This is a genomic window from Ructibacterium gallinarum (assembly GCF_014982785.1).
In the GTDB taxonomy this organism is placed as follows: Bacteria; Bacillota; Clostridia; order Monoglobales; family Monoglobaceae; genus Ructibacterium; species Ructibacterium gallinarum.
This window is the reverse complement of record NZ_JADCKB010000004.1, coordinates 75,323-101,330: the sequence shown is the minus strand read 5'-3', so window position 1 is coordinate 101,330 and position 26,008 is coordinate 75,323. Positions and strand designations below refer to the sequence as shown.

The 26,008-nt window shown below is 44.5% G+C and carries 22 protein-coding genes and 1 riboswitch; of the genes, 17 read left to right on the top strand and 5 right to left on the bottom strand.

Annotated features, from left to right (window positions below; genetic code table 11):
* Positions 1 to 5: 5 nt before the first annotated feature.
* Genes INF28_RS03160 through INF28_RS03145 form a run of 4 tightly spaced genes read left to right on the top strand, consistent with a single transcriptional unit; the run spans position 6 to position 5,411 of the window.
* Positions 6 to 2,666, top strand: coding sequence for an FAD-dependent oxidoreductase (locus INF28_RS03160; protein WP_404815132.1), 2,661 nt, complete (start codon positions 6 to 8; stop codon positions 2,664 to 2,666).
* A gap of 36 nt (positions 2,667 to 2,702) precedes the next feature.
* Positions 2,703 to 3,653, top strand: coding sequence for an ABC transporter substrate-binding protein (locus INF28_RS03155; protein WP_226392017.1), 951 nt, complete (start codon positions 2,703 to 2,705; stop codon positions 3,651 to 3,653).
* The gene (locus tag INF28_RS03150) at positions 3,646 to 4,638 is read left to right on the top strand and encodes a FecCD family ABC transporter permease (RefSeq protein WP_226392016.1); all 993 of its coding nucleotides are present in this window, start codon (positions 3,646 to 3,648) and stop codon (positions 4,636 to 4,638) included. Before INF28_RS03155 ends, INF28_RS03150 begins: the two co-directional genes overlap by 8 nt.
* Entirely contained in the window at positions 4,635 to 5,411 is a 777-nt protein-coding gene (locus tag INF28_RS03145; RefSeq protein WP_226392015.1) for an ABC transporter ATP-binding protein, read from the top strand. The genes INF28_RS03150 and INF28_RS03145 overlap by 4 nt, the downstream gene beginning before the upstream one ends.
* A 106-nt stretch (positions 5,412 to 5,517) precedes the next feature.
* Here INF28_RS03145 and folD read toward each other — a convergent pair whose 3' ends face one another.
* Positions 5,518 to 6,366 carry a bifunctional methylenetetrahydrofolate dehydrogenase/methenyltetrahydrofolate cyclohydrolase FolD gene (folD, locus tag INF28_RS03140; protein WP_226392043.1) on the bottom strand — a complete coding sequence of 283 codons (849 nt, stop codon included), beginning with the start codon at positions 6,364 to 6,366 and terminating at the stop codon, positions 5,518 to 5,520.
* The gene (locus INF28_RS03135; protein WP_226392014.1) at positions 6,254 to 8,227 is read right to left on the bottom strand and encodes a YgiQ family radical SAM protein; all 1,974 of its coding nucleotides are present in this window, start codon (positions 8,225 to 8,227) and stop codon (positions 6,254 to 6,256) included. The genes folD and INF28_RS03135 overlap by 113 nt, the downstream gene beginning before the upstream one ends.
* A 247-nt stretch (positions 8,228 to 8,474) precedes the next feature.
* Here INF28_RS03135 and INF28_RS03130 point away from each other — a divergent pair, with 247 nt between their 5' ends.
* The 13 genes from INF28_RS03130 to INF28_RS03070 all read left to right on the top strand — a co-directional run bounded on the left by INF28_RS03130 (position 8,475) and on the right by INF28_RS03070 (position 22,754).
* The gene (locus INF28_RS03130) at positions 8,475 to 9,104 is read left to right on the top strand and encodes an adaptor protein MecA (RefSeq protein WP_226392013.1); all 630 of its coding nucleotides are present in this window, start codon (positions 8,475 to 8,477) and stop codon (positions 9,102 to 9,104) included.
* Between the two features lie 116 nt (positions 9,105 to 9,220).
* A riboswitch (glycine riboswitch) is annotated at positions 9,221 to 9,316 on the top strand.
* 89 nt (positions 9,317 to 9,405) lie between these two features.
* Entirely contained in the window at positions 9,406 to 10,836 is a 1,431-nt protein-coding gene (locus INF28_RS03125; RefSeq protein WP_226392042.1) for an alanine/glycine:cation symporter family protein, read from the top strand.
* A 362-nt stretch (positions 10,837 to 11,198) separates the two neighbouring features.
* Positions 11,199 to 12,215 (top strand): 3-deoxy-7-phosphoheptulonate synthase, encoded by a 1,017-nt coding sequence (gene aroF, locus INF28_RS03120; protein WP_226392012.1) that lies wholly within the window; start codon positions 11,199 to 11,201, stop codon positions 12,213 to 12,215.
* Between the two features lie 5 nt (positions 12,216 to 12,220).
* Complete coding sequence (locus tag INF28_RS03115; protein ID WP_226392011.1) at positions 12,221 to 13,129, top strand: prephenate dehydrogenase; 909 nt, start codon at positions 12,221 to 12,223, stop codon at positions 13,127 to 13,129.
* Complete coding sequence (aroB, locus tag INF28_RS03110) at positions 13,116 to 14,168, top strand: 3-dehydroquinate synthase (protein WP_226392010.1); 1,053 nt, start codon at positions 13,116 to 13,118, stop codon at positions 14,166 to 14,168. Before INF28_RS03115 ends, aroB begins: the two co-directional genes overlap by 14 nt.
* A gap of 24 nt (positions 14,169 to 14,192) precedes the next feature.
* Positions 14,193 to 15,512, top strand: coding sequence for a 3-phosphoshikimate 1-carboxyvinyltransferase (aroA, locus tag INF28_RS03105; protein WP_226392009.1), 1,320 nt, complete (start codon positions 14,193 to 14,195; stop codon positions 15,510 to 15,512).
* Complete coding sequence (aroC, locus tag INF28_RS03100; protein ID WP_226392008.1) at positions 15,509 to 16,579, top strand: chorismate synthase; 1,071 nt, start codon at positions 15,509 to 15,511, stop codon at positions 16,577 to 16,579. The genes aroA and aroC overlap by 4 nt, the downstream gene beginning before the upstream one ends.
* Before the next feature lie 13 nt (positions 16,580 to 16,592).
* Positions 16,593 to 17,744, top strand: a complete 1,152-nt coding sequence (gene pheA, locus INF28_RS03095; protein ID WP_226392007.1) for a prephenate dehydratase — start codon at positions 16,593 to 16,595, stop codon at positions 17,742 to 17,744.
* Between the two features lie 6 nt (positions 17,745 to 17,750).
* A complete protein-coding gene (locus INF28_RS03090) occupies positions 17,751 to 18,263 on the top strand; it encodes a shikimate kinase (RefSeq protein WP_226392006.1) in 513 nt (170 codons plus the stop codon).
* The gene (gene aroQ / locus INF28_RS03085; RefSeq protein ID WP_226392005.1) at positions 18,244 to 18,702 is read left to right on the top strand and encodes a type II 3-dehydroquinate dehydratase; all 459 of its coding nucleotides are present in this window, start codon (positions 18,244 to 18,246) and stop codon (positions 18,700 to 18,702) included. Before INF28_RS03090 ends, aroQ begins: the two co-directional genes overlap by 20 nt.
* Complete coding sequence (gene aroE / locus INF28_RS03080) at positions 18,677 to 19,534, top strand: shikimate dehydrogenase (RefSeq protein WP_226392004.1); 858 nt, start codon at positions 18,677 to 18,679, stop codon at positions 19,532 to 19,534. The genes aroQ and aroE overlap by 26 nt, the downstream gene beginning before the upstream one ends.
* A 201-nt stretch (positions 19,535 to 19,735) precedes the next feature.
* Complete coding sequence (locus tag INF28_RS03075; RefSeq protein ID WP_226392003.1) at positions 19,736 to 20,296, top strand: manganese efflux pump MntP; 561 nt, start codon at positions 19,736 to 19,738, stop codon at positions 20,294 to 20,296.
* A 100-nt stretch (positions 20,297 to 20,396) separates the two neighbouring features.
* The gene (locus INF28_RS03070; protein WP_226392002.1) at positions 20,397 to 22,754 is read left to right on the top strand and encodes an ATP-dependent Clp protease ATP-binding subunit; all 2,358 of its coding nucleotides are present in this window, start codon (positions 20,397 to 20,399) and stop codon (positions 22,752 to 22,754) included.
* A gap of 65 nt (positions 22,755 to 22,819) precedes the next feature.
* Here the strand turns inward: INF28_RS03070 and INF28_RS03065 are convergent, their stop codons facing one another.
* The 3 genes from INF28_RS03065 to INF28_RS03055 all read right to left on the bottom strand — a co-directional run bounded on the left by INF28_RS03065 (position 22,820) and on the right by INF28_RS03055 (position 25,843).
* Positions 22,820 to 23,158: a hypothetical protein gene (locus tag INF28_RS03065; RefSeq protein ID WP_226392001.1), complete on the bottom strand. Its 339-nt coding sequence runs from the start codon at positions 23,156 to 23,158 to the stop codon at positions 22,820 to 22,822.
* A 72-nt stretch (positions 23,159 to 23,230) separates the two neighbouring features.
* Complete coding sequence (locus INF28_RS03060) at positions 23,231 to 24,505, bottom strand: adenylosuccinate synthase (RefSeq protein WP_226392000.1); 1,275 nt, start codon at positions 24,503 to 24,505, stop codon at positions 23,231 to 23,233.
* Between the two features lie 129 nt (positions 24,506 to 24,634).
* Positions 24,635 to 25,843 carry a cofactor-independent phosphoglycerate mutase gene (locus INF28_RS03055; RefSeq protein ID WP_226391999.1) on the bottom strand — a complete coding sequence of 403 codons (1,209 nt, stop codon included), beginning with the start codon at positions 25,841 to 25,843 and terminating at the stop codon, positions 24,635 to 24,637.
* Between the last annotated feature and the right edge of the window lie 165 nt (positions 25,844 to 26,008).

Here is a 26,008-nt window from a genome sequence, read left to right as displayed (position 1 = left end):
AAAACATGGAAAAAAGCGGAGAGAATCAATTGATTTTAAACGACAGCTATGATATAATGAAAAAAATACTTTGGAAAAGGAGCCTGAAAGTGATGAACATAATGATTATCGGCGGCGTGGCAGCTGGAACCAAAGCCGCAGCTAAACTGAAACGGCAGGATAGAAATCTGAATGTGACCGTTTATACCAAAAGTAGTGATATTTCCTATGCAGGCTGTGGCCTTCCTTATTATGTGGGTGGCGAAATCGCGTCAAGAGAAGAATTGATTGTGAATTCTCCTGAAAAATTTACTGCTCTGACAGGAGCTGTGGTGCGGACAGGAATGGAAGCGGTCAAGGTGGAGCCTAATACAAAAACGGTGACTTTTCATAATTTGAAAAATGGTGCAGAAGAAACCGAAAAGTATGATCAGTTAATTCTTGCTGTGGGGGCAGATGCTGTTGTGCCTAAAATAACGGGAGCTGGGCTTGAGGGTGTATTTACCATGCGGACTCCTTCAGATGCTGTGGGGTTGCGGGAATATATCAAAGAGAATAGCTGCCGTAGTGCAGTGGTAGCAGGTGCAGGATTTATCGGATTGGAGATTGCGGAAAACCTGATGGCGCAGGGACTGCAGGTCACAGTGGTAGATATGGCCGATCAGGTGATGCCCAATTTGTTTGATGTGGAAATGGCTGATTATATCCGACGTCAACTGCAGGAAAGAGGTCTACGGATCGTGACTGGTGCGGCACTGGAAGAAATTGTAGGGGAGCAAAGGGCATCAGGGATTCGTACCAGTGTGAGCAGTATTAATTGTGATGTAGTAATATTGGCTCTTGGAGTTCGTCCTGCAACTGAATTTTTGGAAGACACAGGAATTGCTATGGATAGAGGTACCATTCTGGTAGACAAATATCAAAAGACCAATGTGGAGGATATCTATGCGGTGGGTGATTGCGCACAGGTATATAACCGAATCACAGGCAAGGGACAGTGGTCAGCCATGGGATCCACTGCAAATATCACCGGCCGTTGTTTGGCAAAGAATTTGACCGGAGAAAAGGCGGAATACGGCGGATGTATGGGAACTGGTGTGGTGCGAATGGCAAAGGACCTGAATGCCGGAAGAACTGGGTTGACGGAAGAACAGGCCAAGACGGCGGGCTTTGATGCCGTATCGGTCACCTGTGTTTCAGATGATAAAGCCCATTATTATCCGGACGCATCCTCCTTTGTGACCAAGCTGGTGGCCGATCGTCAAAGTCGGAAGATTTTGGGCATCCAGGTAGTTGGTGCTGGAGAAGTGGATAAAATGGTAGATATTGCAGTGACCGGCATTGCCTTAAATGCAAAAGTTGATGATTTTGATACGCTGGATTTTGCGTATGCGCCGCCATTTTCTACGGCAATCCATCCTTTTGTTCAAGCATGCTATATTTTGGAAAACAAGATGTCAGGTGCATTTGAAACCTTTACTCCGGCAGAATATGCTGCAGGAGCCGCAAAAGGATATCAGGTAATTGATGTTTTGCCTCAGCCGGGAATTCCCGGTGCTAAATGGGTGGATTTAGGAAAGGTGAATGGACCGGTAGAGGGACTGAACCTTGAAGATAAGCTGATGCTGGTTTGTGCGAGAGGAAAACGGGGATACTTCCTCCAGAACCGGCTGAAGGCTTTTGGCTATACCAATACCCGAGTGTTGGAAGGTGGAATTACCGTTAACCGTGTAAAAGTGCCCTCGGCGGGTGGAAAGTTGACGCCTGAGGAAATCAAAAGGGTGAAAGGCCTTGGCTGTTTGCAGGACAAACGGTATCCAGATGTATTTAATGTTCGTGTCATTACCCGCAACGGAAAAATAACGGCACAGGAGCAAAGGGATATTGCTGAGGCGGCAGAAAGGTTTGGAAGCGGGGCAGTTACCATGACTACCCGGCTGACATTAGAAATTCAAGGGGTGCATTATGATGATATTCCGGAGCTTTTGTCATATTTAAAAGAGCGGGGCTTGGATACTGGCGGAACAGGGTCTTTGGTTCGCCCTGTAGTGTCCTGTAAGGGTACTACCTGTCAGTATGGGCTTCTCGACTCGTTTGATTTGAGCGAAAAACTGCACGAACGGTTTTATCTGGGGTATCATGGGGTTACTTTGCCTCATAAGTTTAAAATTGCTGTTGGAGGCTGTCCTAATAACTGTGTTAAGCCGGATCTCAATGATTTGGGAATCGTGGGACAGCGGATTCCTATGGTTAATTACAGTAAATGCCGCGGCTGTGCCAAATGCCAGGTAGAGCAGAATTGTCCGATCCATGCGGCCAAAATGCAGGACGGTAAGATCTTTATTGATCCGCAGATATGTAATCACTGCGGCCGCTGTAAGGAGCGTTGTCCTTTTGGCGCCTTGGAGGAATTTAAAGATGGATATAAAGTATATATTGGTGGACGCTGGGGTAAGAAAATAGCAAATGGCAGACCACTGAGTAAAATTTTTACCACAGAAGAAGAGGTGTTTGATGTGGTAGAGAAAGCAATTCTGTTATTCCGTGACGAGGGTCTTTCGGGAGAGCGGTTTGCAGATACGATTGCCCGTTTGGGATTTAACTATGTAGAGGACAAGCTTTTACATTCTGAGGTAAACAAAGAGGCAGTACTGAAAAAGACGGTGAAGGGCGGCGCTTCTTGTTAAGCAATTTCTACCGCAATGGTGCGAGATGGAGAAGGTATGATGAAGAACAAGTTTATATATGCTTTACTGATGATGGTGATGATTCTGCCCGGATGCAGTGGCGGACAGCAGGAACCGGAACTCGCCTCGCAGACTGCAGTGACCTTTACGGATGATTTGGGCAGGAGTGTTACTGTAGATACGCCGGAGCGTACAGCGGCATTGTTGGGAAGCTTTGCTCAGGTTTGGATGTTGGCAGGAGGAACGGTCGCGGCTTCTGCGGATGATGCATGGAATGATTTTCATCTGTCTATGCCGGAGGATGCGGTCAACCTGGGAAACACCAAGAATCTCAGTTTAGAAAAACTTCTTGCATTAAATCCAGATTTTATTATTGCCAGTACCAATACCCGGCAGCATATTGAGTGGCGGGATACTTTGGAGAGTACTGGAATTCCTACTGCTTACTTTGATGTAGCGGATTTTGACGGATATTTGCGTTTGCTTTCGGTTTGTACGGATATTACCGGAAGACCGGACTTGTATCAGAAATATGGAACTGATGTGCAGACAGAAATTGATCGGGCGGTGCAGAGAAGCCAGGAGAGAGTGCAAAAAAGCGGTTTGCCGAATGTGTTGTCGTTGCGGGCCTCTGCGGCCAGTATCCGGGCCAAAAACAGCGAAGGCAACGTGCTAGGAGAAATGTTGAAACATTTGGGATGCAATAATATTGCGGACAGTGATGATTCTCTGCTTGAAAATTTGAGCATGGAGCATATTTTACAGGCGGATCCCGACTATATTTTCTTTGTGCAGCAGGGTGACAATACTGAGGGGACTCAGGCAAATATTGAACAGTTTTTTGCGGAAAATCCGGCATGGAAGGAGCTTTCCGCGGTAAAAAATGGTAAGGTTTTTTATTTGGATAAAGAGCTGTTTGGTGTAAAGCCGAATCATCGCTGGGGAGAAGCTTATCAAATGGTAGAGGATATTTTAGAAAATGAGTAGAAAAAAATGGTATGTGTTTGCAGGAACAGCGTTTTTTTGTCTTTTATCTGCGGTCCTGAGTTTGATGCTGGGAGCGGCGCGGCTTTCTTTGACCGAATTGTGTCAGGCTTTGAGCAATGGTATGAATAGTGTGCCTGGTCGGATCTTTTGGTATGTAAGACTGCCTAGAACCATGGCCTGTCTGCTTTCCGGCGCGGCGTTGGCGGCGGCCGGTGCCGTCATTCAGGGGGTGTTATCCAATCAACTGGCATCTCCTAGTATTATTGGTGTTAACGCAGGTGCAGGACTGGCTGTTACTATTTGCTGTGCCGCTGGCGCCATTTCAGGCTGGATCATTGCGGTTTCTGCTTTTGGTGGCGCATTGCTGGCCGTTTGTTTGGTAGTTTTTGCGGCACAGAAAACGGGGGCGTCACGCACAACAGTAATTTTGGGAGGTGTGGCAGTCAATAGTTTTTTAACTGCGATAGCAGAGGGAATCACCAATTTGATTCCCGATGCTGGTCTGCTCAGTGCTGATTTTCGGGTAGGCGGTTTTTCTGCGGTGGCGTATACGCGGTTGATTCCAGCTGGAATTTTGATTTTGATGGCGCTGGCAGTTGTTTTGACATTGTGTAACGAGCTGGATGTTTTAATGTTAGGAGAAGAAACCGCCCGTGGGCTTGGCATGCAGGTTGGGCGTACTCGGACAGTGTTTTTGGTTTTGGCGGCCATGTTGGCAGGTGCAAGTGTTAGCTTTGCGGGGCTTTTGGGCTTTGTGGGATTGTTGGTCCCGCATGCCGCCCGCCGGCTGGTGGGGGGCGAAAGCCGGTTCCTTTTGCCTTTGTGTATGATTGGCGGCGCGGGATTTGTTACCTTATGTGATCTTGCGGCACGGCTGGTTTTTGTACCGTACGAATTGCCGGTGGGAATTTTAATGTCGGTGCTGGGTGGCCCATTTTTTATATTTTTGCTTTTCAAAAGGCGGAAAGAGAGGACTTTTTCATGATTGAAGCAAGAAACCTTTCTGCCGGGTATTTTGAAAATCAAGTATTAAACTGCCTGAATTTTACGGCGGAATCGGGAAAAATTACAGTACTAACTGGCCCTAATGGATGTGGGAAATCCACTTTGCTTAGAGTGATGGCTGGAATTCATCCTCATACGGAAGGAAAAATTTTGATAGACGGACAGAATGTAGATGCTTTTACTGCACGGGAAAGGGCGTGTAAAATTGCATATCTGGCACAGAGTAAACCGGTGCCGGATATTATGGCACTGCGCATGGTGCTTCACGGAAGGTTTCCGTATTTGGCATATCCCAGAAAGTATCGGAGAGAGGATGTGCTTATTGCCAGACATGCAATGGAACAGATGGGAATTGCAGATTTGGAAGGACGTTCTATGCAGACGTTGTCTGGTGGTACGCGGCAGAAGGTATACATTGCAATGGCGCTTGCACAGGATACGCCGGTGATTTTTATGGATGAGCCTACTACCTATCTGGACGCGGCGTATCAGCTTCAGACGATGGAACAGGCATCGGCGTTGGCGGCAGCCGGTAAAGCGGTGGTGATGGTTCTACATGATTTGGCTATGGCGCTTCGGACGGCGGATTGCATTGCAGTGATGCAAGATGGACGGATTGTGCAAGCAGGTGATCCGCAGGCCGTGTTTGAAAGCGGATGCCTGGATCGTGTATTTGGCATTCGGGTTAAGCGCTTTTGGGTAGATACGAATTGGCAGTATTATTATGAATCTAGAGAAAATAATCATCTATGATATTGTCAAATGTTTGTTTCTCATAAAAGCTTTATATAACAACACAGGCCTCTTTTGCTTAGCAAAAGAGGCCTGTGTTGTTATAGACATAGATTATAAGATTTATTCATATCTGTTTTTGATGAGCGCGTTTTGCTGCCGTTAATGTATTTCTCATCAGCATGGCAATAGTCATGGGACCGACGCCGCCGGGAACCGGAGTAATTGCGCCGGCAATCGGTTCTACACCTGCAAAGTCCACATCGCCGCATAGTTTTCCATTTTCATCCCTGTCCATACCTACATCAATGACTACCGCGCCGGGTTTCACCATATCAGCAGTTACAAATTTGGGAATTCCTACTGCAGCCACCAGAATATCAGCGCGGCGGGTCACTTCTTTCAGGTTCTGTGTTTTGGAATGGCAAATTGTGACCGTTCCATTTTGATGCAGAAGCAGCATAGACATGGGCTTTCCTACAATATTACTGCGGCCGATGACAACACATTCTTTACCGGTGACAGTAACACCGCTTTCTTTAATGAGTTCCATAATTCCTGCTGGGGTGCACGGTACAAAATCAAAATCTCCTATCATGATTTTCCCAACATTGACAGGATGGAAAGCATCTACATCTTTTTCGGGAAGTATATGGTTAATAATTATTTTGTCATCAAGATGGGGTGGCAAAGGAAGTTGTACTAAAATGCCGTGAATTTTAGGATCGTGATTTAGATGGTCGATCAACTGTAACAGTTCAGCTTCCGTGGTATCTGCAGGAAGCGCATGTTTTTCAGAATAAAAATTAAGTTCTGCACATGCCTTTTCTTTGTTTGCCACATAAACCTTTGAGGCAGGGTCATCACCCACGATGACGACGGCCAGGCCCGGTTGAGTTCCGGCGGCCGTCAGCTGTGCTGCCTCGGTTTTCAGTTCTTCTTTGACTCTTGCGGACACCAGTTTTCCGCTCAGCAGTTTTGCCATAATGAAATTCTCCTTTTTTCTTTTTGTTTGGTATTAGGCATTGAGGGCCGGAACCAATCAGGTCGGGCCGTTTTGCCTTTATCAGCGCCTGGTAAACCAAGGTGTAGTTTCCCGGGCGTTTATATTGCAGCAATGCGCGCTGCATTTGTTTTTCTTCATAGGTTTTTGGTACATAGACCTTCTTCATAGTTCTGGGGTCCAGTCCAGTATAATACATACATGTTGAAAGGCTTCCAGGTGTTGGATAAAAATCCTGCACCTGTTCCGGATTTAAGTGATGATCTCGCAGATATTCAGCCAGCAGAATGGCATCTTTAAGACGGCTTCCTGGGTGAGATGACATTAAATATGGTACCAAGTATTGTTCTTTTCTTAATTTTTGGTTTGTTTTAATATATGCGTCTTCAAAGCGCTGATACACTTTTTGCCCTGGTTTGCCCATATATTTCAGCACGTGATCCGAGATATGTTCCGGCGCAACTTTCAGTTGCCCGCTGATATGGTATTTACATAATTCTGTCAGAAATGCAGTATTTAAATCATAAATCAGATAATCGTAACGAATACCGGAACGAATAAATACCTTTTTTACACCTTTTACTTTTCTAAGCTTGCGTAGAAGTGACAAATAATCACTGTGATCTATTTTTAGATTTTTACAGGGATCAGGAAATAGACATTGCCGGTTTTTGCATACGCCATATTTTAGTTGTTTTTCACAGGCAGGGGCACGAAAATTTGCGGTAGGACCACCTACATCATGAATGTATCCCTTAAAATCAGGCTGTTTGGTCAGAAGCTCTGCTTCTGCCAAAAGGGATTCATGACTTCTGGAGGTTACAGTGCGACCCTGATGAAAAGTAAGTGCACAAAAGTTGCAGCCACCGTAACATCCGCGGCAGGAGGTCAGAGAAAATTTTACTTCTTCCAATGCCGGGATGCCGCCTTGTGTCTCATACATGGGGTGCCACCTGCGGACATAGGGCAGCGCATAGACATCATCCAATTCTGCGGTCGAAAGAGGAAGGGCAGGCGGATTTTGCACGGTAAAAAAATCCCGGTCCAGCTGTGCCAGAGGTTTGCCGCGCACAGCGTCTTGCTCTTGATACTGCAGCATGGTAGCTTTCGCGTAGCTTGCTTTATCTGTACAGATTTCCGTATAACCGGGCAATAGAATACAATCAGGTGGCAGCAGTTCGCAGCCGCGTTCTAAGTACATGGTGCCAGCTATGGATTTAATATTTCTAATGTCAGTACCTGCCTGAAGCAGTTCAGCAGTTTCTGCAATGGGGCGTTCCCCCATACCAAAAATCAACAGATCCGCACCGCTGTCAATTAAAATACTGTGCCGTACACGATCAGACCAGTAATCATAATGCGCGAACCGGCGCAGACTTGCTTCAATGCCGCCGATGATAATGGGAATATGTTTGCCATAGGCTTCCCGGATGCGGTTGCAGTAAACAATGGTGGCGCGGTCAGGGCGACAGCCGGGTTTTCCACCGGGAGAATACAGATCCGTATTTCTGCGTTTTTTTGCGGCAGTATAATGATTCACCATGGAATCAATGTTTCCCGCAGAAACCAAAAAACCAAGCCGGGGCCGGCCCAGCCGCTGAAAATCTTTGCAGCTGTGCCAATCTGGTTGGGCAATAATCCCGACGGTATAGCCTTTTTGTTCCAGAACACGGGAAATAATCGCCGGCCCAAAGCTGGGATGGTCCACATAAGCGTCACCGATGACGTAAACAAAGTCCAATATTTCAATGCCACGGTCTTTTTTATCCTGCTGTGAAACAGGAAGAAAGGTATTTGGTGTATTATTTTGTATATTCATATATTTATCATACATGATTTTGATGTAAAAAGCAAGCCCTTTTCAAAAGCTGCCTTGTGGTAGGTAGTGTCGTTTTTAAAAATGTTATATTTGCTTTACAAAGAATTTACAATTTCTTATTTCCAGTAATTTAGCATTGCAATCTTTTTGGAATTCAGTATAATGAATGTATAGATGTGAGATTTCCCGCATATGAGTGTATAAGTCGAGACTTTAGGGTGCAGCAAATATCATCCGGTCGGGTGAAAAAGGGGGAGACCGTGTGAAAATAGAAAAAATTAGTGACAACAAGATTAAAGTATTAATTGATGATCAGGAAGCCAAGGAATGGAATATTTCTTTTAAGAATATTTCAGAAAATACGCCGGAGGTGCAGGAGATGTTCTGGACGGCGATTCGGTTGGCGGAAAAAAATGTGGATTTTTCCGTGGAAGGAGCTAAATTGTTTGTTGAGGCCGTTCCGGGAGCGGAAAAAGAGGGATTTGGAATGTTGATTACCCGGGTTTGCAATGATGCGGAATTACAAACTGCAATTGGAAACTGTGGGTATAAGGGCAGACTGAAGAAAACAGAATTAAAATATCCGCAGCGTAAAAACGGAAGAAAATATATTTTTCGATTTGAAAGCTTTGAAGCGGTTTGCGCCGCGGCGGATGTGCTGGCTGACTTTTATTGTGGAAGCAGCGTACTATATAAATTAAGCGAGACGTTTTACTTATACCTTTTGCCGGAAACGCCGGAGGTCATTTGGTCTGTGGGAAGAATAATGCCGGAATTTGGCTCTAGGGTCAAAAATGGCCAGTATATGCTTGGCCGACTGAATGAATACGGTGAATTATTTATTGCTGAGGATGCAGTTACTGTACTTAAGAAATATTTTTGTGTTCGTTAAATAGAGAAAATAGATTAACGCACCGGCTTGGCTGGTGCGTTTTGTGCATAATGATGATTTTACGGATTTCACTTGCAAAAGCCGAGGGAGTATGCTATACTCTTTTTAGTTATTTAAAATTTTACTCTGGAGAGTACCTGAAAAAGGGCGCCGAAGGTGTACGGCAGCAGAAATGCTGTTAATCTCTCAGGCAAAAGGACAGAGACAATCCTGGTTTCTCCGAAGTCATTTTGATGGCTTCTTTTTATTTGCGTTTTTTTCAGGTCTGTTTGGAGTAAACCGGGAAGGGAAGATACAAAAGATGGAAGCCATTAATGGTGTTGTGTTGAAAATTAATGATATTGTTTGGGGTTTGCCTCTGATTTTGTTTATTTTGGCAGTCGGTATTTATTTAACGGTACGGCTCGGTGTGCTTCAGATCCGGCACTTACCACGCGCCCTCAAATTTATGGTGAAAAATGAAGAAGGCGGAGACGGTGAAGTCACCAGCTTTGGCGCGCTTTGTACGGCGTTGTCTGCAACCATAGGGACGGGGAATATTGTTGGGGTAGCAACCGCAGTCTGTGCGGGAGGCCCTGGAGCACTTTTTTGGATGTGGATTGCTGCGTTTTTTGGTATGGCGACCAAATATGCAGAAGGCGTGCTGGCAATTAAATACCGAAATGTAGATGAAAAAGGTCATGTTTTGGGCGGACCGTTTTATTATATTGAAAAAGGGATGGGAACAAAATGGAAGTGGATGGCAAAGCTATTTGCTTTTTTTGGCGTTTGTGTAGGCCTGTTCAGCATTGGAACTTTTACGCAGATTAACGGTATCACATCGGCGGTTAAAAACTTTTTTGATCCCAATGATATGTATATGGTTACGATTTTTGGTAAAGCGTATTCCTGGTATGTTGTGGTAGCCGGATTGCTTCTGACAGTTTGCGTTGCACTGGTTATTATTGGTGGTTTAAAACGTATTGCTAGTGTTACGCAGGTAATTGTGCCGTTTATGGCTATTACCTATGTGGTGTTTTGCCTTCTTTTGCTGGCAATGAATTACCGGCAAATCCCAAGTGCGGTGATACAGGTGGTAAAAGGTGCATTTGATCCAGCAGCAGTAACCGGCGGTATTGTCGGAAGTATGATGGTTGCGATGCAAAAGGGAATTGCCCGAGGAATATTTTCCAATGAATCAGGACTTGGTTCGGCGCCCATTGCAGCAGCAGCAGCGAAAACCAAAGAACCGGTGCGACAAGGACTGGTATCTATGACCGGAACCTTTATTGACACAATTATTATTTGCACTATGACCGGATTATCCATTGTGTTGACTGGTGCGTGGAAGATTCAGGGCTTAGAAGGCGTAGCAGTTACAACAGCTGCATTTCAGCAGGGACTGCCGTTTTCACCGCAGATTGCCTCTTTGATTCTGATGCTTTGTTTGGTGTTTTTTGCTTTTACCACGATTTTGGGATGGGATTATTATTCTGAACGGTGTTTGGAATATTTGACCGAAGGAAGCCGGCGTGCAGTTTCGGTCTATCGCTGGATTTATTTGCTGGCGATTTTGATTGGACCGTATATGACAGTTTCGTTGGTTTGGAATATTGCAGATGTCTTTAATGGGCTTATGGCCTTTCCAAACCTGATTGCCTTAACGGCGCTGAGCGGTGTGGTGATTAAGGAAACGAGAAATTATTTCCAGCATAAAAACGGCATTAATTTGGAAATGGAAAGAAAAAATTAAAAAAATACTTGCATTTTAAAAAAAATATGATATAATAAATATTAAGTTTTGCAAAACAGTGCCTGACGGGGCGCAGCAATCAGAGAAAATATCCGGCATGAATTATGCGGAGTTTAAAAAGGAAGCAGGAAAAATGGATCGTTTGATGAATTTACTGGCAGCAGCTGAATATTATTTCTTTTACTTTAGCTTTAGCTTTTATGGCTACGGCTATTTTTGCTGCAGAAAATTTCAGAGATCCTTTGAGCCTGTGCTTGCGTAGGGCAAGCAAACATTTTATCACAGTATAAAAACGGGCGGGTTCAGAGGAATCCGCCCATTTTTTGTGCCATGAATTTCATTGAAAACAGGAGGTAATAAAAATGGTAGTAATTATGAAACCAGGAACAACAGAAAGTGATATCGAGAAGATGATATCTTATGTCAAAGATATGGGACTTGATGTTATGGTGAATAAGGGGGTTGACTGTACCGTGCTGGGACTTTTGGGCGATACAAGCCGGATTGACCCGGATACACTGATGCTTAATATCCATGTTGATAGAGTGATGCGGATTGCGGAACCATTCAAAAAAGCCAGCAGAAAGTTTCATCCTGATAGCACGGTAGTGCGTGTGGGTGATGCGGAAATTGGAAAAGAAAAGACTTTTACTGTAATTGCCGGACCTTGTTCCGTGGAGAGTGAAGAACAAATTATTGAGGTGGCAGAGAGCGTAAAAGAAAGCGGCGCAAAACTTTTGCGTGGCGGGGCGTTTAAACCGCGTACATCGCCGTACTCTTTCCAAGGCTTGGAGCTTGAGGGCATTGCCCTGTTAAAAGAGGCAAAAGAAAAAACCGGCCTTCCCATTGTTACAGAAATTATGTCTCCTGCTATGGTAGAAACCTTTGAAGAAAGTGTGGATATCATTCAGGTAGGCGCCAGAAATATGCAGAATTTCGATTTGCTAAAGGAACTGGGGAAATCTAGCAAACCGATTCTTCTGAAACGTGGCTTGTCTTCTACGATTGAAGAATGGTTGATGTCGGCAGAGTATATCTTGGCAGGCGGCAATTCTAATGTTATTCTTTGCGAGCGTGGAATTCGGACTTTTGAAACGTACACCAGAAATACTCTGGACTTAAGCGCTATTCCAGCAGTGAAACGGTTGAGCCATCTTCCGGTTATTGTAGATCCTTCCCATTCTGCAGGTATGAGCTGGATGGTAGAGCCTCTTTCTCTTGCCGCTATGGCGGTGGGGGCTGATGGACTGATTGTGGAAGTGCATAATTGTCCTGAAAAGGCATTGTGCGACGGCGCACAGTCGCTCAATCCCGGTCAGTTCAAAAATTTGATGCAGAAGCTGAAAGGAATTGGATCTAATTTAGGTCTGGAGGTGTAGCACGGTTGGCGAAATTTAAAATAGCCGTCATCGGTCTTGGCCTTATTGGTGGGTCGATGGCATATGCTCTGCGTGGATTTCGGAAGGCTGAAATTGTAGGCTGCGACCGAAATGCAAGGGTGCGGGAAGCGGCCTTGAAAGAAAAGGCGGTTTCGGTAGTATATGAAGATGCAGCAGAGGCAGTAAAAAACGCGGATTTGGTTATTTTCTGTACCTATCCAGAATCAGTTCCGGCGCTTGTGGAACATTGTAAAAACAGCTGGAAACCGGGAGCGGTGATTACGGAAGTTTGCGGCGTTAAAACAGGCCTAGCCAAAAGTATTTGTGCTATTCTTCCGGAAAATATAGATTATGTAGGGGGACATCCTATGGCAGGAAAGGAAGTAGACGGCTTTGAGAATGCATCACCGGAGCTGTTTTGGATGACTGGTTTTATTATTACCCCTGTAGCACGCTCCCGTGCGGAAAGTATCCATTTGATTTATGAAATGGCGCATTATATTGGCGCAACCAGAATAACTGTGGCTTCCCCGCAGGAGCATGATGCTGTGATTGCTTACACCAGTGATTTGATGCATGCTGCGGCAGCTGGCCTCTGTCTTGATTATCATCCTGGTATGAACCGGGCGTATACCGCAGGCGCTTTTCGGGACTGTACCAGGATTGCAGATATTAACCCCGAGCTTTGGACGGAATTGTTTTTGGCAAATGCTGAGCATACAGCGGCTGAAATTGACCGATTGGTTCACAGTTTGTGTCGGATTCGGCAAGCAGTGGCAGAAAGAGATGAAGAAAAGTTGAAAGCGATTTTTACAACGGTGCGAAACAATAAAAAGAAGATGCAGATGTGTGAGCCAAAAGCGGATATGCTTGAGGAATATTTGAAAAAGAGGGATAAATATGAAAAGTCTTAAGGTGAATATTCCCGGACGGGAATATGACATTATTATGGATGAAGGCTTGCTTGACCGAGCCGGACAGCAGGTTCAGCGTGTTTTTAGAGGTGAAAAAATATTTGTGGTGACGGATACCAATGTGGAACCACTTTACGGGAAACAGCTGATAAGAAGCTTACAGGCACAGGGGTTTGAGGTGGACGTTTGTACTGTTCCGGCGGGAGAAAGCAGTAAATGTGAAGAGCAGCTTTTTGAATTGTATAACAGGATGCTGAATTTTAAAATGACCCGAAGTGATCTGGTAATTGCTTTGGGAGGTGGCGTGATAGGTGATTTGACAGGTTTTGCGGCCGCTACTCTTTTCCGGGGCATCCCGTTCATTCAGATGCCAACGACTTTGCTTTCCCAGGTGGATTCTAGTGTGGGCGGCAAGGTGGCCATTGATCTTCCGCAAGGGAAAAATTTGGTAGGTGCTTTTTATCAGCCCAAAATGGTGTTAATGGATCCGTTGACATTAAATACGCTGTCGGACAGGGTATGGTCTGACGGTATGGCAGAGGTAATTAAATATGGCGCCATTCGGGATGCAGCTTTATTTGAAGAATTAGAAAAAATAAAAAACCGACAAGAATGGATTGCAAAATTTGAAAAAATCGTTTATACTTGTTGTGATATCAAACGCAAAGTGGTAGAAGAAGATGAGCTGGATACCGGTGGGAGAATGATATTGAATTTTGGACATACCTTTGGCCATGCCATAGAAAAACAGTATCATTTTGAGACATATACCCATGGTGAGGCAGTTGCGGTAGGAATGGTGATGGCTTGCGGATATGGCGAAAAAATAGGAATTACGCCCCGCGGGACGAAGGAAAGAATGGAAAGAATTCTTCGTACCTATCATCTTCCGACTGAGGTGCCAGTCGATAGGACAGTTTTGCAGGAAGCGGTTTCTGTGGACAAAAAAGGAGAAGGAAATCAGCTGCATTTGATTTTATTGCGGGATATTGGTCAAGCTTGTATCCAAAAAATCAATAAAGCAGATCTGGTATTATAAAGGTTTGCTTGAACGGAGGACAAAATGGACATAATCAGCATAGAACCGAAAATGCTGCGGGGAACAGTGATTGTGCCGCCATCGAAAAGCGCCGCACATCGTGCTATTATTGCCGCTGCTCTGTCGGGGGAGCAGTGTGTGCTTTCTAATATTGCTATGTCACAGGATATTGAGGCTACCCTGGCGTGTATGAAAGCCCTCGGAGGAGGTTTTACATACAATAAGAAAAAAATGCAGCTTTGTACTGTTACGGAGAAAAAACGGAAGATGTCGGAAAAGCTGGTGCTTCCCTGCGGCGAAAGCGGATCGACACTTCGGTTTTTGATGCCGGTATCTTTGCTGTTTGGCCGGCCGGTAAGATTGACTGGATGCGGCCGGCTGTTGAAACGGCCGCAGAAGCCTTTTATGGATTTATTTGCGCAAAAAGGAATTCAATGTAGCTGGACCGAGAAGCATATTGAATTAGAAGGAAAGCTGGAACCCGGCATTTATCGGTTGCCTGGAAATGTGAGTTCCCAGTTTGTTACTGGATTGCTGTTTGCTTTACCTTTGCTGGAGGGGGACAGCGAGATTCAGCTGACAACAGAATTGGAATCAAAAGCATATGTGGATTTGACTTTGTCGGTACTGAAGGATTTTGGAATTGCAGTAAAAAATGAAGGATATCGGCGTTTTTTGGTGCATGGAAAACAAAGCTATGGAGCAAGGAATTATACAGTAGAAGGCGATTATTCCCAAGCGGCATTTTTCCTTTCGGCGGGGGCTTTGGGCTGTGATATTCGCTGTTATGGACTAAAAAAAGATAGTCTGCAGGGAGATAAGGCAATTATAGAAATTTTGAAGCAAGCAGGGGCTAAGATAGAATTTTTTGATGACGGAAGTATTCAGGCGCGGCGGACCAACTGTATGCATTCCGTGGTGATTGATGCCCGTGAGATACCAGATTTGGTTCCAGTTTTAGCGGTGGTATGTGCGTTTTGCCCAGGTGAAAGCAGAATCGTGCGTGCTGGCAGACTTCGGATGAAGGAAAGCGATCGGCTGGCAGCCATTGCAAGTGAATTAAAGCATCTGGGGCTGGAAATTACCGAAGGAACAGACGAATTGATCATTACAGGCAGAGAAGTATTGTATGGAACGACGGTGTCGGCATGGAGCGATCACCGTATTGCCATGGCGCTGGCTGTGGCTGCCTGTCGTTGCGAAGGAGAAGTTCAGATTACTGGCGCGAAGGAATCGGTGAAAAAATCGTATCCTGACTTCTTTGAAGTATATCAGCACCTGCTTCAAAATGGGCCAGAGACGTTGTTAAAATTTTCTCAGGTCATTACGGAGGAAACGGTATGAATGTTTGGGGTGAAAAATTAAAAATTAGTATTTTTGGTGAATCCCATGGTGAAGGTATTGGAATTGTCATAGATGGGATTCCTGCAGGCATAGAACTGGATATGGAGGAGATTGCCAGACAGATGCGCCGGCGTGCACCGGGAAGAAATGCAGTTTCCACATCCCGGTTTGAACCAGATGAGGTGAAAATTTTATCTGGTTTTTTTCATGGAAGAACAACCGGCACACCGCTTGCGGGAGTGATTCTAAACACCAATACACGTTCTAAAGATTATACTCCTGAATTACTGCGCCCGGGGCATGCTGATTTTACTGGCTTTGCCAAGTATGGTGCTTCCCACGATTATCGCGGCGGTGGACATTTTTCGGGCAGAGTGACGGCGCCTTTGGTTTTTGCCGGAGCGGTTGCCATGCAAATTTTGGCAAAACAAGATATAACGGTTGGATCGCATATTTTACAGATTGGTAAAATCAGAGACCAAGCCTTTGATCCTGTGAAACTGGATGCAGATACACTTAGGCGTCTCGGAAGATTGGAATTCCCGGTTTTGGAGGCAGAAACTCGCGAAAAGATGCAGAAGTGTATTATAGAAAAAAAACAGGAAAAAGACTCTGTCGGCGGAATTTTAGAATGTGGTGTTGTGGGCTTGAAAACCGGAATTGGTTCTCCGTTTTTTGGCTCCGTTGAAAGTCGGATTGCTTCTATTGTGTATTCTGTTCCTGCGGTAAAGGGAATTGAATTTGGAGCGGGCTTTCGATTCGCAGAAATGACCGGCAGTGAAGCAAATGATGCTTTTTATATTCAAAACGGAAAAATTCAAACACGAACGAATCACAACGCTGGTATTAATGGTGGAATTACAAACGGTATGCCGATAGTGTTCCGGACAGTGATAAAACCCACGCCGTCTATTGCTCAGGTACAGCAGACGGTTAATTTGAAAACCATGGAAAATGCTGAAATAGAGATTCATGGAAGACACGACCCTTGCATTGTGCCAAGGGCAGCTGTTGTGGTAGAAGCGGCGGCAGCCATTGCATTGCTTGATATGATAGAAACAGAATGAAGGAAGGATTTAAATGAACGAGCTGGAACAGCTGAGAGAAAAAATTGATGAAATTGACGGACAGCTTTTGCCCCTGTTTTTGGAGCGGATGCAGTTGTGCAGCAAAGTGGCTGATTATAAGCGTGAAAGGGGCCTTCCGGTGTTAGATGCTGGACGGGAAAAAGAAGTGCTTCAGAATAAAATGCAGAAAGTGGACGATCCTAGTATGCTCCCTGAGGTGTACGAATTTTTCAGCGCACTCATGGGAATCAGTCGAGTGCGGCAAACGCGGGAACTAAGCACGCAGAAAGAGCGGCTTCGGATTCATGAAATTTTGGAAAGTTCCCGTGTGAAGGTGCAGAACCCAAGAGTGTGTTATTTTGGACGCGAGGGAAGTTACAGTCACAGGGCGGCCATGCAGTATTTTGCGGATGGAAAGCTGTTTCGTGCCGCGGCGTTTGAAGACGCTTTTGTATGTTTACAGAAAGATCAAGCAGATTATGCTGTATTGCCTATTGAAAATTCATCCACCGGCACCATTGCTGAAGTGGTGGATTTGCTGGAGAGATACAGCTACTATATTACCGGGGAAATAGATATCCCCATTCATCATTGCTTGTTAGGGGTAAAAGGTGCCCGACTTTCGGATATTAAAACGGTGTATTCCCATGAACAGGGGATTTTGCAGTGCAGAGCTTTCTTAAAAACTTTGGGAAATGTGCGGTGTGAAGCATGTCATAGTACCGCCGGCGGCGCAAAAATGGTTGCGGAAGGCGGAGATAAGACAGCAGCGGCCATTGCAGGAAAACAGAGCGCAGAGCTGTATGGGCTTTCTGTCCTGGCAGAAAATATTAACAGCAGTGAAGTAAATACTACCCGGTTTGTAGTGATTTCTAAATATCCGGAAATTGACCGAAACTGTAATAAGGTGAGTATAGCGTTTACATTGCCACATGAAAGCGGGCAGCTTCATCGTCTTTTGGCTTGTTTCGCGCGGGGAAATCTAAACCTTTTAAAGCTGGAGTCCCGGCCGATTCCCAGCAAACGCTTTGCTTATATGTTTTTTGCAGATTATGAGGGAAATTTAATGGATGATCCGGTACGGGAAGTGACCGATTCGGTCATTGAGGGGACGCAAAAATTTAAGCTTCTCGGAAATTACCGTGCCGGCGAAATGAAGGAGTAGGGATGGATGACAAAAAAAGACATTATTTTGATTGGAATGCCGGGATGCGGAAAAACCTCTATAGGACGCCGAATCGCACCGGAGTTGAAACGGATGTTTCTGGACTTGGATGCTGAGATAGAAAGGATTTCTGACAAATCGATTGCCCAGATTTTTGCGCGAGAAGGAGAAGCGGCATTTCGCAGGATAGAAACTGAGGTGTTTCGTAAGTCGTTAGGTCAGGGGTGTGTGATAGCCACTGGGGGAGGGATTGTCACCCAACCTGAAAATCAGAAAATTGCGGCGGCAGGGCTTATCGTGTTTGCAGACCGCCCATTGGAACAAATTTTAGGCGATGTGGACATTTCTGCACGGCCGTTGCTGGCAGCTGGCAAAGAACGTTTATATCGGCTTTGGAAGGAGCGGTATCCGGTGTACTGCGCGTGGGCGGATATCCATATACAAAATAACGGAACGATGGAGGAAGCGGCGAAAAAAATAATAGACGAGGTGAATCGGTATGAAGATGATGGTGATTAATGGTCCGAATTTGAATATGCTGGGGATTCGGGAGCCTGAGATATATGGAAAGACCAGCTATGGAGATTTAGAACGGTATATAGAGGATTATGCTGCAAAACGGAATTGGGAAGCGATTGTCCTGCAAAGCAACAGTGAAGGGGAAATTATTGATTATATTCATCATGCATTGGGCAGCTGTGAAGCGATCGTAATCAATCCGGGGGCATATACCCATTACAGTTATGCCATTTATGATGCCTTGCTGACAGTTGGGTTGCCCTCCATTGAAGTGCATATCAGCAATATCCATACTCGGGATGCATTTCGGCATAAATCGGTCACGGCGCCTGCTTGTATTGGTCAGATATGTGGCTTGGGATTTCGAGGGTATACCTTGGCAATGGATTATTTAATGGAAGAGGTTGAAAAAAATGATAAGGCTTGCAGTAATCGGTGACCCGATTGAACACAGTTTATCACCCGTAGTGCACAGTGCGGCTTTGGAACAATTAGGGATCCCATTCACCTATGAGAAAATCAAAGTGAAAAAAAATGGATTGGAAGCATTTTTTCGTTATGCGGCGGAAAAAAAGATTGATGGATTTAATTTAACTATGCCGCATAAAGTGGATATTTTGCCATATTTATATGAAATAGACGGGGAAGCGGAACGGTTTCAATCGGTCAATACTGTTAAAGTGCGGGATGGAAAATTATATGGATATAACACGGATGCGGAAGGCTATAAGACGGCGCTGAATATGACAGGACGTCGATTGAAAGACAGCAGGGTGGTTATTTTGGGAGCCGGAGGCGTGGTACGTACATTGGCACTGAAAGCGGCCTTTGAGGAAGCGGCATCTATACAAATCCTGAATCGCACGGTCTTAAAAGCGGAAACGATTGCTTCAATGGTTTGGCAGCGGACCGGTATGGAGGTTGCGGTTGGAGAGCTTAATGATGAAACATTAAAAACCGTGTGTAAAAATTGTGATATTTTGATTCAAGCTACACCGCTTGGAATGCAGGGGATTGATCAGAATTTTAAACAGTTTGCCTTTTTGGATGCTCTTCCTAAAGACGCTTTGGTATCGGATTTGATTTATCAGCCGGATCGAACATTACTTTTGCGTATGGCGGAAGAAAGAGGATTGGCGACATTGAATGGTTTGGGAATGTTAATTTTTCAGGCATTGCTGGCAGATCGTATTTATACTGGTGCGGAGTTTCATATGCCTGGACTTTATTATAATGTTTTGGAGGCAGTACACCGGGAGATTCAGACATAAAATACTTGACAGATCAGCAAAAGTATGGTATCTTACTTAAAGTATGTTTGCGGGTTACGGCTCTGAAAACGAAGGAAAAAGAGACTTATCTGTGTACACGCAGATGACGTCTTTTTTTATTTGAAAATACAAAAGCTTAGGTCATTTCTATTGATTGTTACAGTATATAAAAATCTTGTGCAGAAAGGCAAGGATAAAAAGATGGGTTTATGGGAATTATTTTTAATTGCGGTTGGGCTGTCTATGGACGCGTTTGCGGTTTCGGTTTGTAAAGGTTTGTCTGTGAAGAAAATCAAGCCGCGCCACGGAATTGCAGTCGGAGTATATTTCGGTGGATTTCAGGCTCTCATGCCGCTCATTGGATACTTTTTGGGTGTACAGTTTCGGGTATTAATTGAAAATATTGACCATTGGATTGCTTTTTTGCTGCTAGCCGGGATTGGAATCAACATGATACGGGAAGCACGTGGCAGCGAAGAACATGTAGATGCTTCTTTTGGATTTAAGGCTATGCTTCCGCTGGCAGTTGCAACCAGCATTGATGCTTTGGCAGTGGGAATTAGTTTTGCGTTTTTGCAGGCAGATATTTTGCCAGCAGTGAGTTTTATTGGCGGCGTTACCTTTATACTTTCAGTGGCAGGACTTTTTGTTGGAAATATTTTTGGATGCAAGTATAAATCAAGGGCAGAAGTGTTTGGAGGTATTGTCCTGATTTTGATCGGAATTAAGATTTTATTAGAGCATTTACATATTTTTCAGTAAAGGGAATGGCTTTCCGGTTGCAATCAAGGAATAGATATGCTATAATATAGCCTGCACTGAAAGATAATATAATGCAGGAAGATACGAGGAGGTGCATCGTATGTTATGCTGTAAGTGTCATAAAAATTTAGCTGTAGTATACATCAGTAAATTGGACATAAACGGGAAAACCGTAAATGAGGGTTATTGTCTTACCTGTGCCAAAGAGCTTAATTTGGGGCCGGTTAATGAGATCATGCAGAATATGGGGATTAATCCTGAGGAAATGGATGGGTTAAACAGAGAGATGTCTGCCATGCTTGAAGAAATGGGCGATGATTTTGATATGGCCGAGGGAATGAAGATGATGCGGCAAGAGTTGTCTGACGGTACAGAAGAGGACAACGATGAGGACGATGAGGACGAGAATAAAAACAATGAAGAAAATATGAGCCGCAGTATGCAGAAAAATCCTTTTGAGTTGATGAATCGGTTGTTTTCTTCCCAGGATGGCGAAAAGAGAGAGGGGCAAGCTGAGACCGCGCCCAAAAACAAAGAAAAGAAAAATAAGAAGAAGAGAAATTTGGATACCTATGCGATCAATCTGACTGCCAAAGCGCAAAACGGGCAGATCGACCGGGTAATAGGCAGAGATAAAGAAATGGAGCGTACGGCACAGATTCTCAATCGGAGAACGAAAAATAATCCTTGTTTGATTGGAGAGCCTGGTGTAGGAAAAACAGCCATTGCGGAAGGTTTGGCTTTGAAGATTGTGCAAGGAGATGTGCCGGCGAAGCTGCTAAACTATGAAATTTATCTTCTGGATATGACCGCAGTAGTGGCGGGAACCCAGTTTAGGGGGCAGTTTGAGTCCAGATTGCGGAATATCATTGAAGAAGTGAAAAAACTGGGAAATATTATTTTGGTGATTGACGAGATTCATACCATTGCTTCCGCTGGAGATGCCGAAGGAGGCATGAACGCGGGTAATATTTTAAAGCCGGCTTTGTCCCGTGGTGAAATTCAAGTTATTGGGGCCACGACGATCGAGGAATACCGGAAGCATATTGAAAAAGATGCGGCGTTGGAACGCCGGTTTCAGACAGTGTTGGTGGAAGAACCGACAATAGAAGAAACCATAGAGATCTTGAAAGGGATTAAAGATTATTATGAAGAGTATCATAAAGTCCTAATTTCTGATGATTTGATTCGAACAGCAACGGTACTTGCAGAACGGTATATCAGTGACAGATTTTTGCCAGATAAAGCCATTGATGTTATAGATGAGGCGGCTTCCCGGGTGAATTTGGAGAATAATAGTCTAGTCGAAGAAGAAAAGCTGAAAATGGAGCTGAAACAGCTGAGGAAAGAGGAAGAGGACGCATCAGGGGCGGATTCCATTGAGGATTACGAGAAAGCAGCCGATAGAAAGAGCCGGGAATGCCAAATTGAGGCACGGCTTTCAGAGCTTGCCAAAGAGGAAATACGAGATTTGACCGCAGATGATATTGCGGCTGTGATTGAGCTTTGGACCAAGATCCCGGTAAAACATATTAGTGAGTTTGAAACGAGTAGGCTGATTAATTTGGAAGAAAGGCTTCATCAGCGGTTAATAGGTCAGGATGATGCAGTGCATGCTGTGGCTTGCGCTATTCGGCGCAAACGCGCTGGAATCAGTTTAAAACGTCGGCCCGTTTCCTTTATCTTTGTCGGGCCTACCGGTGTAGGTAAAACAGAACTGGTAAAGAGGATTGCTCAGGAAGTTTTTGATGGAGAAGATTCTTTGATACGGCTGGATATGTCGGAGTATATGGAAAAGCATTCTGTGGCAAAACTGATTGGTTCCCCGCCGGGTTATGTGGGATATGATGATGCGGGTCAGTTGACAGAAAAAATACGTCGGCATCCATATTCGGTGATTTTGCTGGACGAAATTGAAAAGGCGCACGAAGATGTATTTAATATTTTACTTCAGATTTTAGATGACGGTAGAATTACGGACAGCCATGGTAAAACAGTTTCTTTTGAAAATACCATTATTATTATGACGTCTAATGCTGGCAGTGACCAGAAGTCAAATATTGTAGGTTTTAACGAAGATGAGGAAGCAGGGCAGATGAAGGTGGAACGTGCATTAAAAGCTTTGTTCCGGCCGGAATTTTTAAATCGAGTGGATGAAACGGTTATCTTTAAGGAATTGAAAAAAGAGGAGCTTTTGCAGATTATTGATTTGATGCTGGATGATTTGCGAGAGGGCTTAAAGGAAAAAGAAATTGAACTGAGTGTAAGTGAGGCGGCCAAACACTATGTTTTAGAGCATGGCTATCAAAAAATTTATGGCGCACGGCCCATGCGTAGGTTTATCGAGAAGCATATTGAGGATATTTTAGCCCAAAAGCTGATCGAAGGAGAACTTCATGCGGGGACAAAAGCTTGTGTGGATGTGCAGAATGATCAATTGACCGTTATGGTTAACTAAAAAACTCCCGGATGTTCAGCGTAAAACAGCCATCAGTGTTTACAAACACTGATGGCTGTTTCGTATTATCCATTTTCCAAAGCTTGTTCCAACCAAAACATACCAATATCAAAAGCTTTGTATAAGCCGCTTCGTTCAGCCTGGCGAATCAGTTGGGAATGCTTTCCCTCATTGGTTTTTAATTCGATAATGACGCGTTTGGAAATCTGTAAATCTCCCAGCGGTTCCTGATCTTCTAAGCGAAAGGTGACCACATATTTGTCCTCAGGCTTTCCGTAATAGATAATATTTCCACAGCGAACTAATGGTTTGCCATGGTAGGTGAGAAGTTGATCTTGCTGCTGGGAGGCATCCTTTTTGGGTTTATTGGATTTCTTTGCAGGAGTGTCGTTCGTAGAAGCCATGTATTTCATCGCCTTTCTGCCCACAGATTGATTTAAGGCTTTATTTGTGGGCCAATAAAGCTAACACCGTGTTTATACACGGTCAATATTCTGATCACGGCCAGGACCTACGCCAATGGAGGTAATGGGACAGCCGCAAAGTTCTTCTATTCTCAGAATATATTTTTGAGCTGCGGCGGGAAGACAATTAAATTCTTTGATATGACTAATATCTTCTGTCCAGCCATCCATTTCTTCATAAACCGGCTCGCATTGTGCCAGTTCCTCTAAGGTAGGTGGAAAATCAGTGGTAATTTCACCGTTTTTGCGATAGGCTATACAGATCTTTATTTTATCCAGCCCGCCCAAAGGATCAATTTTATTTAATACCAGCGATGTAAGGGAGCTGGTGCGCACTGCGTATTTAACGATGACAGCATCAAACCAGCCAGTTCGTCTTGGCCGTCCGGTGGTTGTGCCAAATTCATGGCCTTTCTGGCGAATGGTCTCTCCAATTTCATCCTCCAGTTCCGTAGGGAAGGGCCCATTGCCAACCCGGGTGGTATATCCCTTAGCAATTCCGATACATTCATCAATCACAGTAGGTCCAATGCCGCTTCCCACACATACTCCGCCCGAAATTGGGTGGGAAGAAGTAACATAAGGATAAGTACCAAGATCAATGTCAAGCAAAATTCCCTGTGCCCCTTCGAACAATACTTCCTTTCCAGCTTTGATGCTGTCGTACAAAATAGGTGTGGTATCGGTGACATAGGGAGCCAGACTCTTTGCATATTCTGCATATTCATTGATAATAGCATCTGCATCAAGCGGTTTCCCACCGTAAACCAATTCAATCATTTTATTTTTAATTTCAAGGTTTTGACGGACGCATTGTGCAAATTTATTCGTGTTGATCAAATCGCACATACGAATGCCGCTGCGTTCGGCTTTGTCCATATAGCAAGGACCAATGCCTTTTTTGGTAGTTCCAATATCGCTCTTGCCTCTTGCGGTTTCTGAAAGACCGTCCAGTTCAATATGATAGGGCATAATAACATGGGCGCGGGCATCAATTTTTAAATTTTTGGTGCTAATTCCTTTCGATTCCATTCCGTCAATTTCTTCCAGAAGAACGCGGGGATCAACCACAACTCCGCAGCCAATGATATTCAGGGTATTGGGGTTTAAAATTCCAGATGGCATTAAATGAAGCTTATAGGTGATTCCATTGGCTTCAATGGTATGTCCGGCGTTATTCCCTCCGGAAGTGCGGACTACAACATCTGCACGGCCGGCCAGTATATCTATGGTTTTCCCTTTTCCTTCGTCGCCCCATTGTGCGCCGATTACAACCTTGGTTGGCATAATAATCCCTCATTTCTCAAGTCAATACCATATGCATTTTTTAATCACATACCATAATATCATATCAGATAAATACTAGAAATGCAAGCGGTATTTTAAAATATTTCTTATGTAAAAGCAAAGTATATTTTATATACTGTTCTTTAAAAGGCTTTGCATCAGCATATACCCTAAAGGCTGATAGATTCCGGTTTCTTTGGCACAGGCTTCCGTATAGCGGCGGATGGCATGAGATTCGGGTGCTTCGCTTCGAAAGAGGACATAAGGAACCGGGTCAGCCGTGTGTGTACGGATCGATAAAGGTGTGGGATGATCCGGCATAACTAGTATATGATAAGGCTCATGAGAGGCATTAAGCCAATCCAGGACGGGAGCAACAATTTTACTGTCAATATATTCAATTGCCTTTACTTTGTTTTCAATTTCATGTCGGTGCCCGGCTTCATCTGCTGCTTCTAAGTGTATATAAACAAAATCTGCGCCATCCTTCAGTGCTTTTATAGCAGCTTGGGCTTTGCCCTCAAAATTGGTAGTAACAGTTCCAGTAGCACCGGGAACGTCAATTACATCTAGCTTTGCACAGCGGCCAATACCTTTTACCAGGTCTACAGCAGAAATAACTGCGCCGCGAATGCCAAATCGTTTTTGATAACTATCAAGATTAGGCATAGTGCCATTGCCCCAGATCCAAAGAGAGTTGGCTGGATGCAGTCCTTTGCTGATACGCGCCAGATTTACTGGATGCTCTTTTAAAATTTCATAGCTTTGTTTCATCAGTGTAAGCAGGGTTTCATCTTTGGGAAGGTATGGCCCGATGACCCGTTCAGAAATATCATGGGGTGGTGTCAGGGAAAAATTATTTTCCTTATGGTGCCATACCATCAGGTGACGATAGCTGATACCACCGAAAAATTCATAAGCATCGGTCTTAAGCCGGCTGTTTAAAGTATTGATTAGCTGATGTGCTTCTTCGGTACTGATTTCATCAGAGCTGTAGTCGATCATAGTTTTATCCTCATACGCCGGACTATCTGAAAGAGTTACCAAATTGGCACGAAAGGTAGTATCAGTCAGCGTGAGGGGAACATTCATAGAAACGGCTTCTAATGGCGACCGGCCAGTGTAGTATTTCTGTGGGTCATAACCAAAGACGGCCAAGTTAGCCACATCACTGCCTGGGGGCAGATTTTGAGGAACGGTTGTTACCATTCCCATTTCCCCCTGTGAAGCCAAACGATCAATATGTGGCTTGCAGGCGGCTTCCAGTGGGGTTTTCCCGCCGAGTTCCGCCACTGGGGTGTCGGCAGCGCCGTCCATTAAAACAACAATATATTTCATCGGTATATACCTCCCTGTTTTTAGGAACATATTCATACTATTATAGTATACACGAAACGGCAGCCGGGTGTCAAGGGAATGGCAACGGTGTTTGACCAGAAATCGCCTTTTCTCTTGGAGAAAAAAGAGGAAAAAGAAGTAGCTTTTTTTGTCACTATGCCGAAA

What these genes read in the sequence shown, in the direction of transcription:
- aroB (WP_226392010.1), top strand. Translation starts at nt 13,116, where the DNA reads ATGAAAAGTCTTAAGGTGAATATTCCCGGACGGGAATATGACATTATT.
- INF28_RS03150 (WP_226392016.1), top strand. Translation starts at nt 3,646, where the DNA reads ATGAGTAGAAAAAAATGGTATGTGTTTGCAGGAACAGCGTTTTTTTGT.
- INF28_RS03075 (WP_226392003.1), top strand. Translation starts at nt 19,736, where the DNA reads ATGGGTTTATGGGAATTATTTTTAATTGCGGTTGGGCTGTCTATGGAC.
- INF28_RS03125 (WP_226392042.1), top strand. Translation starts at nt 9,406, where the DNA reads ATGGAAGCCATTAATGGTGTTGTGTTGAAAATTAATGATATTGTTTGG.
- INF28_RS03065 (WP_226392001.1), bottom strand. Translation starts at nt 23,158, where the DNA reads ATGGCTTCTACGAACGACACTCCTGCAAAGAAATCCAATAAACCCAAA.
- INF28_RS03155 (WP_226392017.1), top strand. Translation starts at nt 2,703, where the DNA reads ATGATGAAGAACAAGTTTATATATGCTTTACTGATGATGGTGATGATT.
- aroF (WP_226392012.1), top strand. Translation starts at nt 11,199, where the DNA reads ATGGTAGTAATTATGAAACCAGGAACAACAGAAAGTGATATCGAGAAG.
- INF28_RS03145 (WP_226392015.1), top strand. Translation starts at nt 4,635, where the DNA reads ATGATTGAAGCAAGAAACCTTTCTGCCGGGTATTTTGAAAATCAAGTA.
- pheA (WP_226392007.1), top strand. Translation starts at nt 16,593, where the DNA reads ATGAACGAGCTGGAACAGCTGAGAGAAAAAATTGATGAAATTGACGGA.
- aroA (WP_226392009.1), top strand. Translation starts at nt 14,193, where the DNA reads ATGGACATAATCAGCATAGAACCGAAAATGCTGCGGGGAACAGTGATT.
- aroQ (WP_226392005.1), top strand. Translation starts at nt 18,244, where the DNA reads ATGAAGATGATGGTGATTAATGGTCCGAATTTGAATATGCTGGGGATT.
- INF28_RS03160 (WP_404815132.1), top strand. Translation starts at nt 6, where the DNA reads ATGGAAAAAAGCGGAGAGAATCAATTGATTTTAAACGACAGCTATGAT.
- INF28_RS03135 (WP_226392014.1), bottom strand. Translation starts at nt 8,227, where the DNA reads ATGTATGATAAATATATGAATATACAAAATAATACACCAAATACCTTT.
- aroE (WP_226392004.1), top strand. Translation starts at nt 18,677, where the DNA reads ATGATAAGGCTTGCAGTAATCGGTGACCCGATTGAACACAGTTTATCA.
- INF28_RS03070 (WP_226392002.1), top strand. Translation starts at nt 20,397, where the DNA reads ATGTTATGCTGTAAGTGTCATAAAAATTTAGCTGTAGTATACATCAGT.
- INF28_RS03060 (WP_226392000.1), bottom strand. Translation starts at nt 24,505, where the DNA reads ATGCCAACCAAGGTTGTAATCGGCGCACAATGGGGCGACGAAGGAAAA.
- INF28_RS03055 (WP_226391999.1), bottom strand. Translation starts at nt 25,843, where the DNA reads ATGAAATATATTGTTGTTTTAATGGACGGCGCTGCCGACACCCCAGTG.
- aroC (WP_226392008.1), top strand. Translation starts at nt 15,509, where the DNA reads ATGAATGTTTGGGGTGAAAAATTAAAAATTAGTATTTTTGGTGAATCC.
- INF28_RS03090 (WP_226392006.1), top strand. Translation starts at nt 17,751, where the DNA reads ATGACAAAAAAAGACATTATTTTGATTGGAATGCCGGGATGCGGAAAA.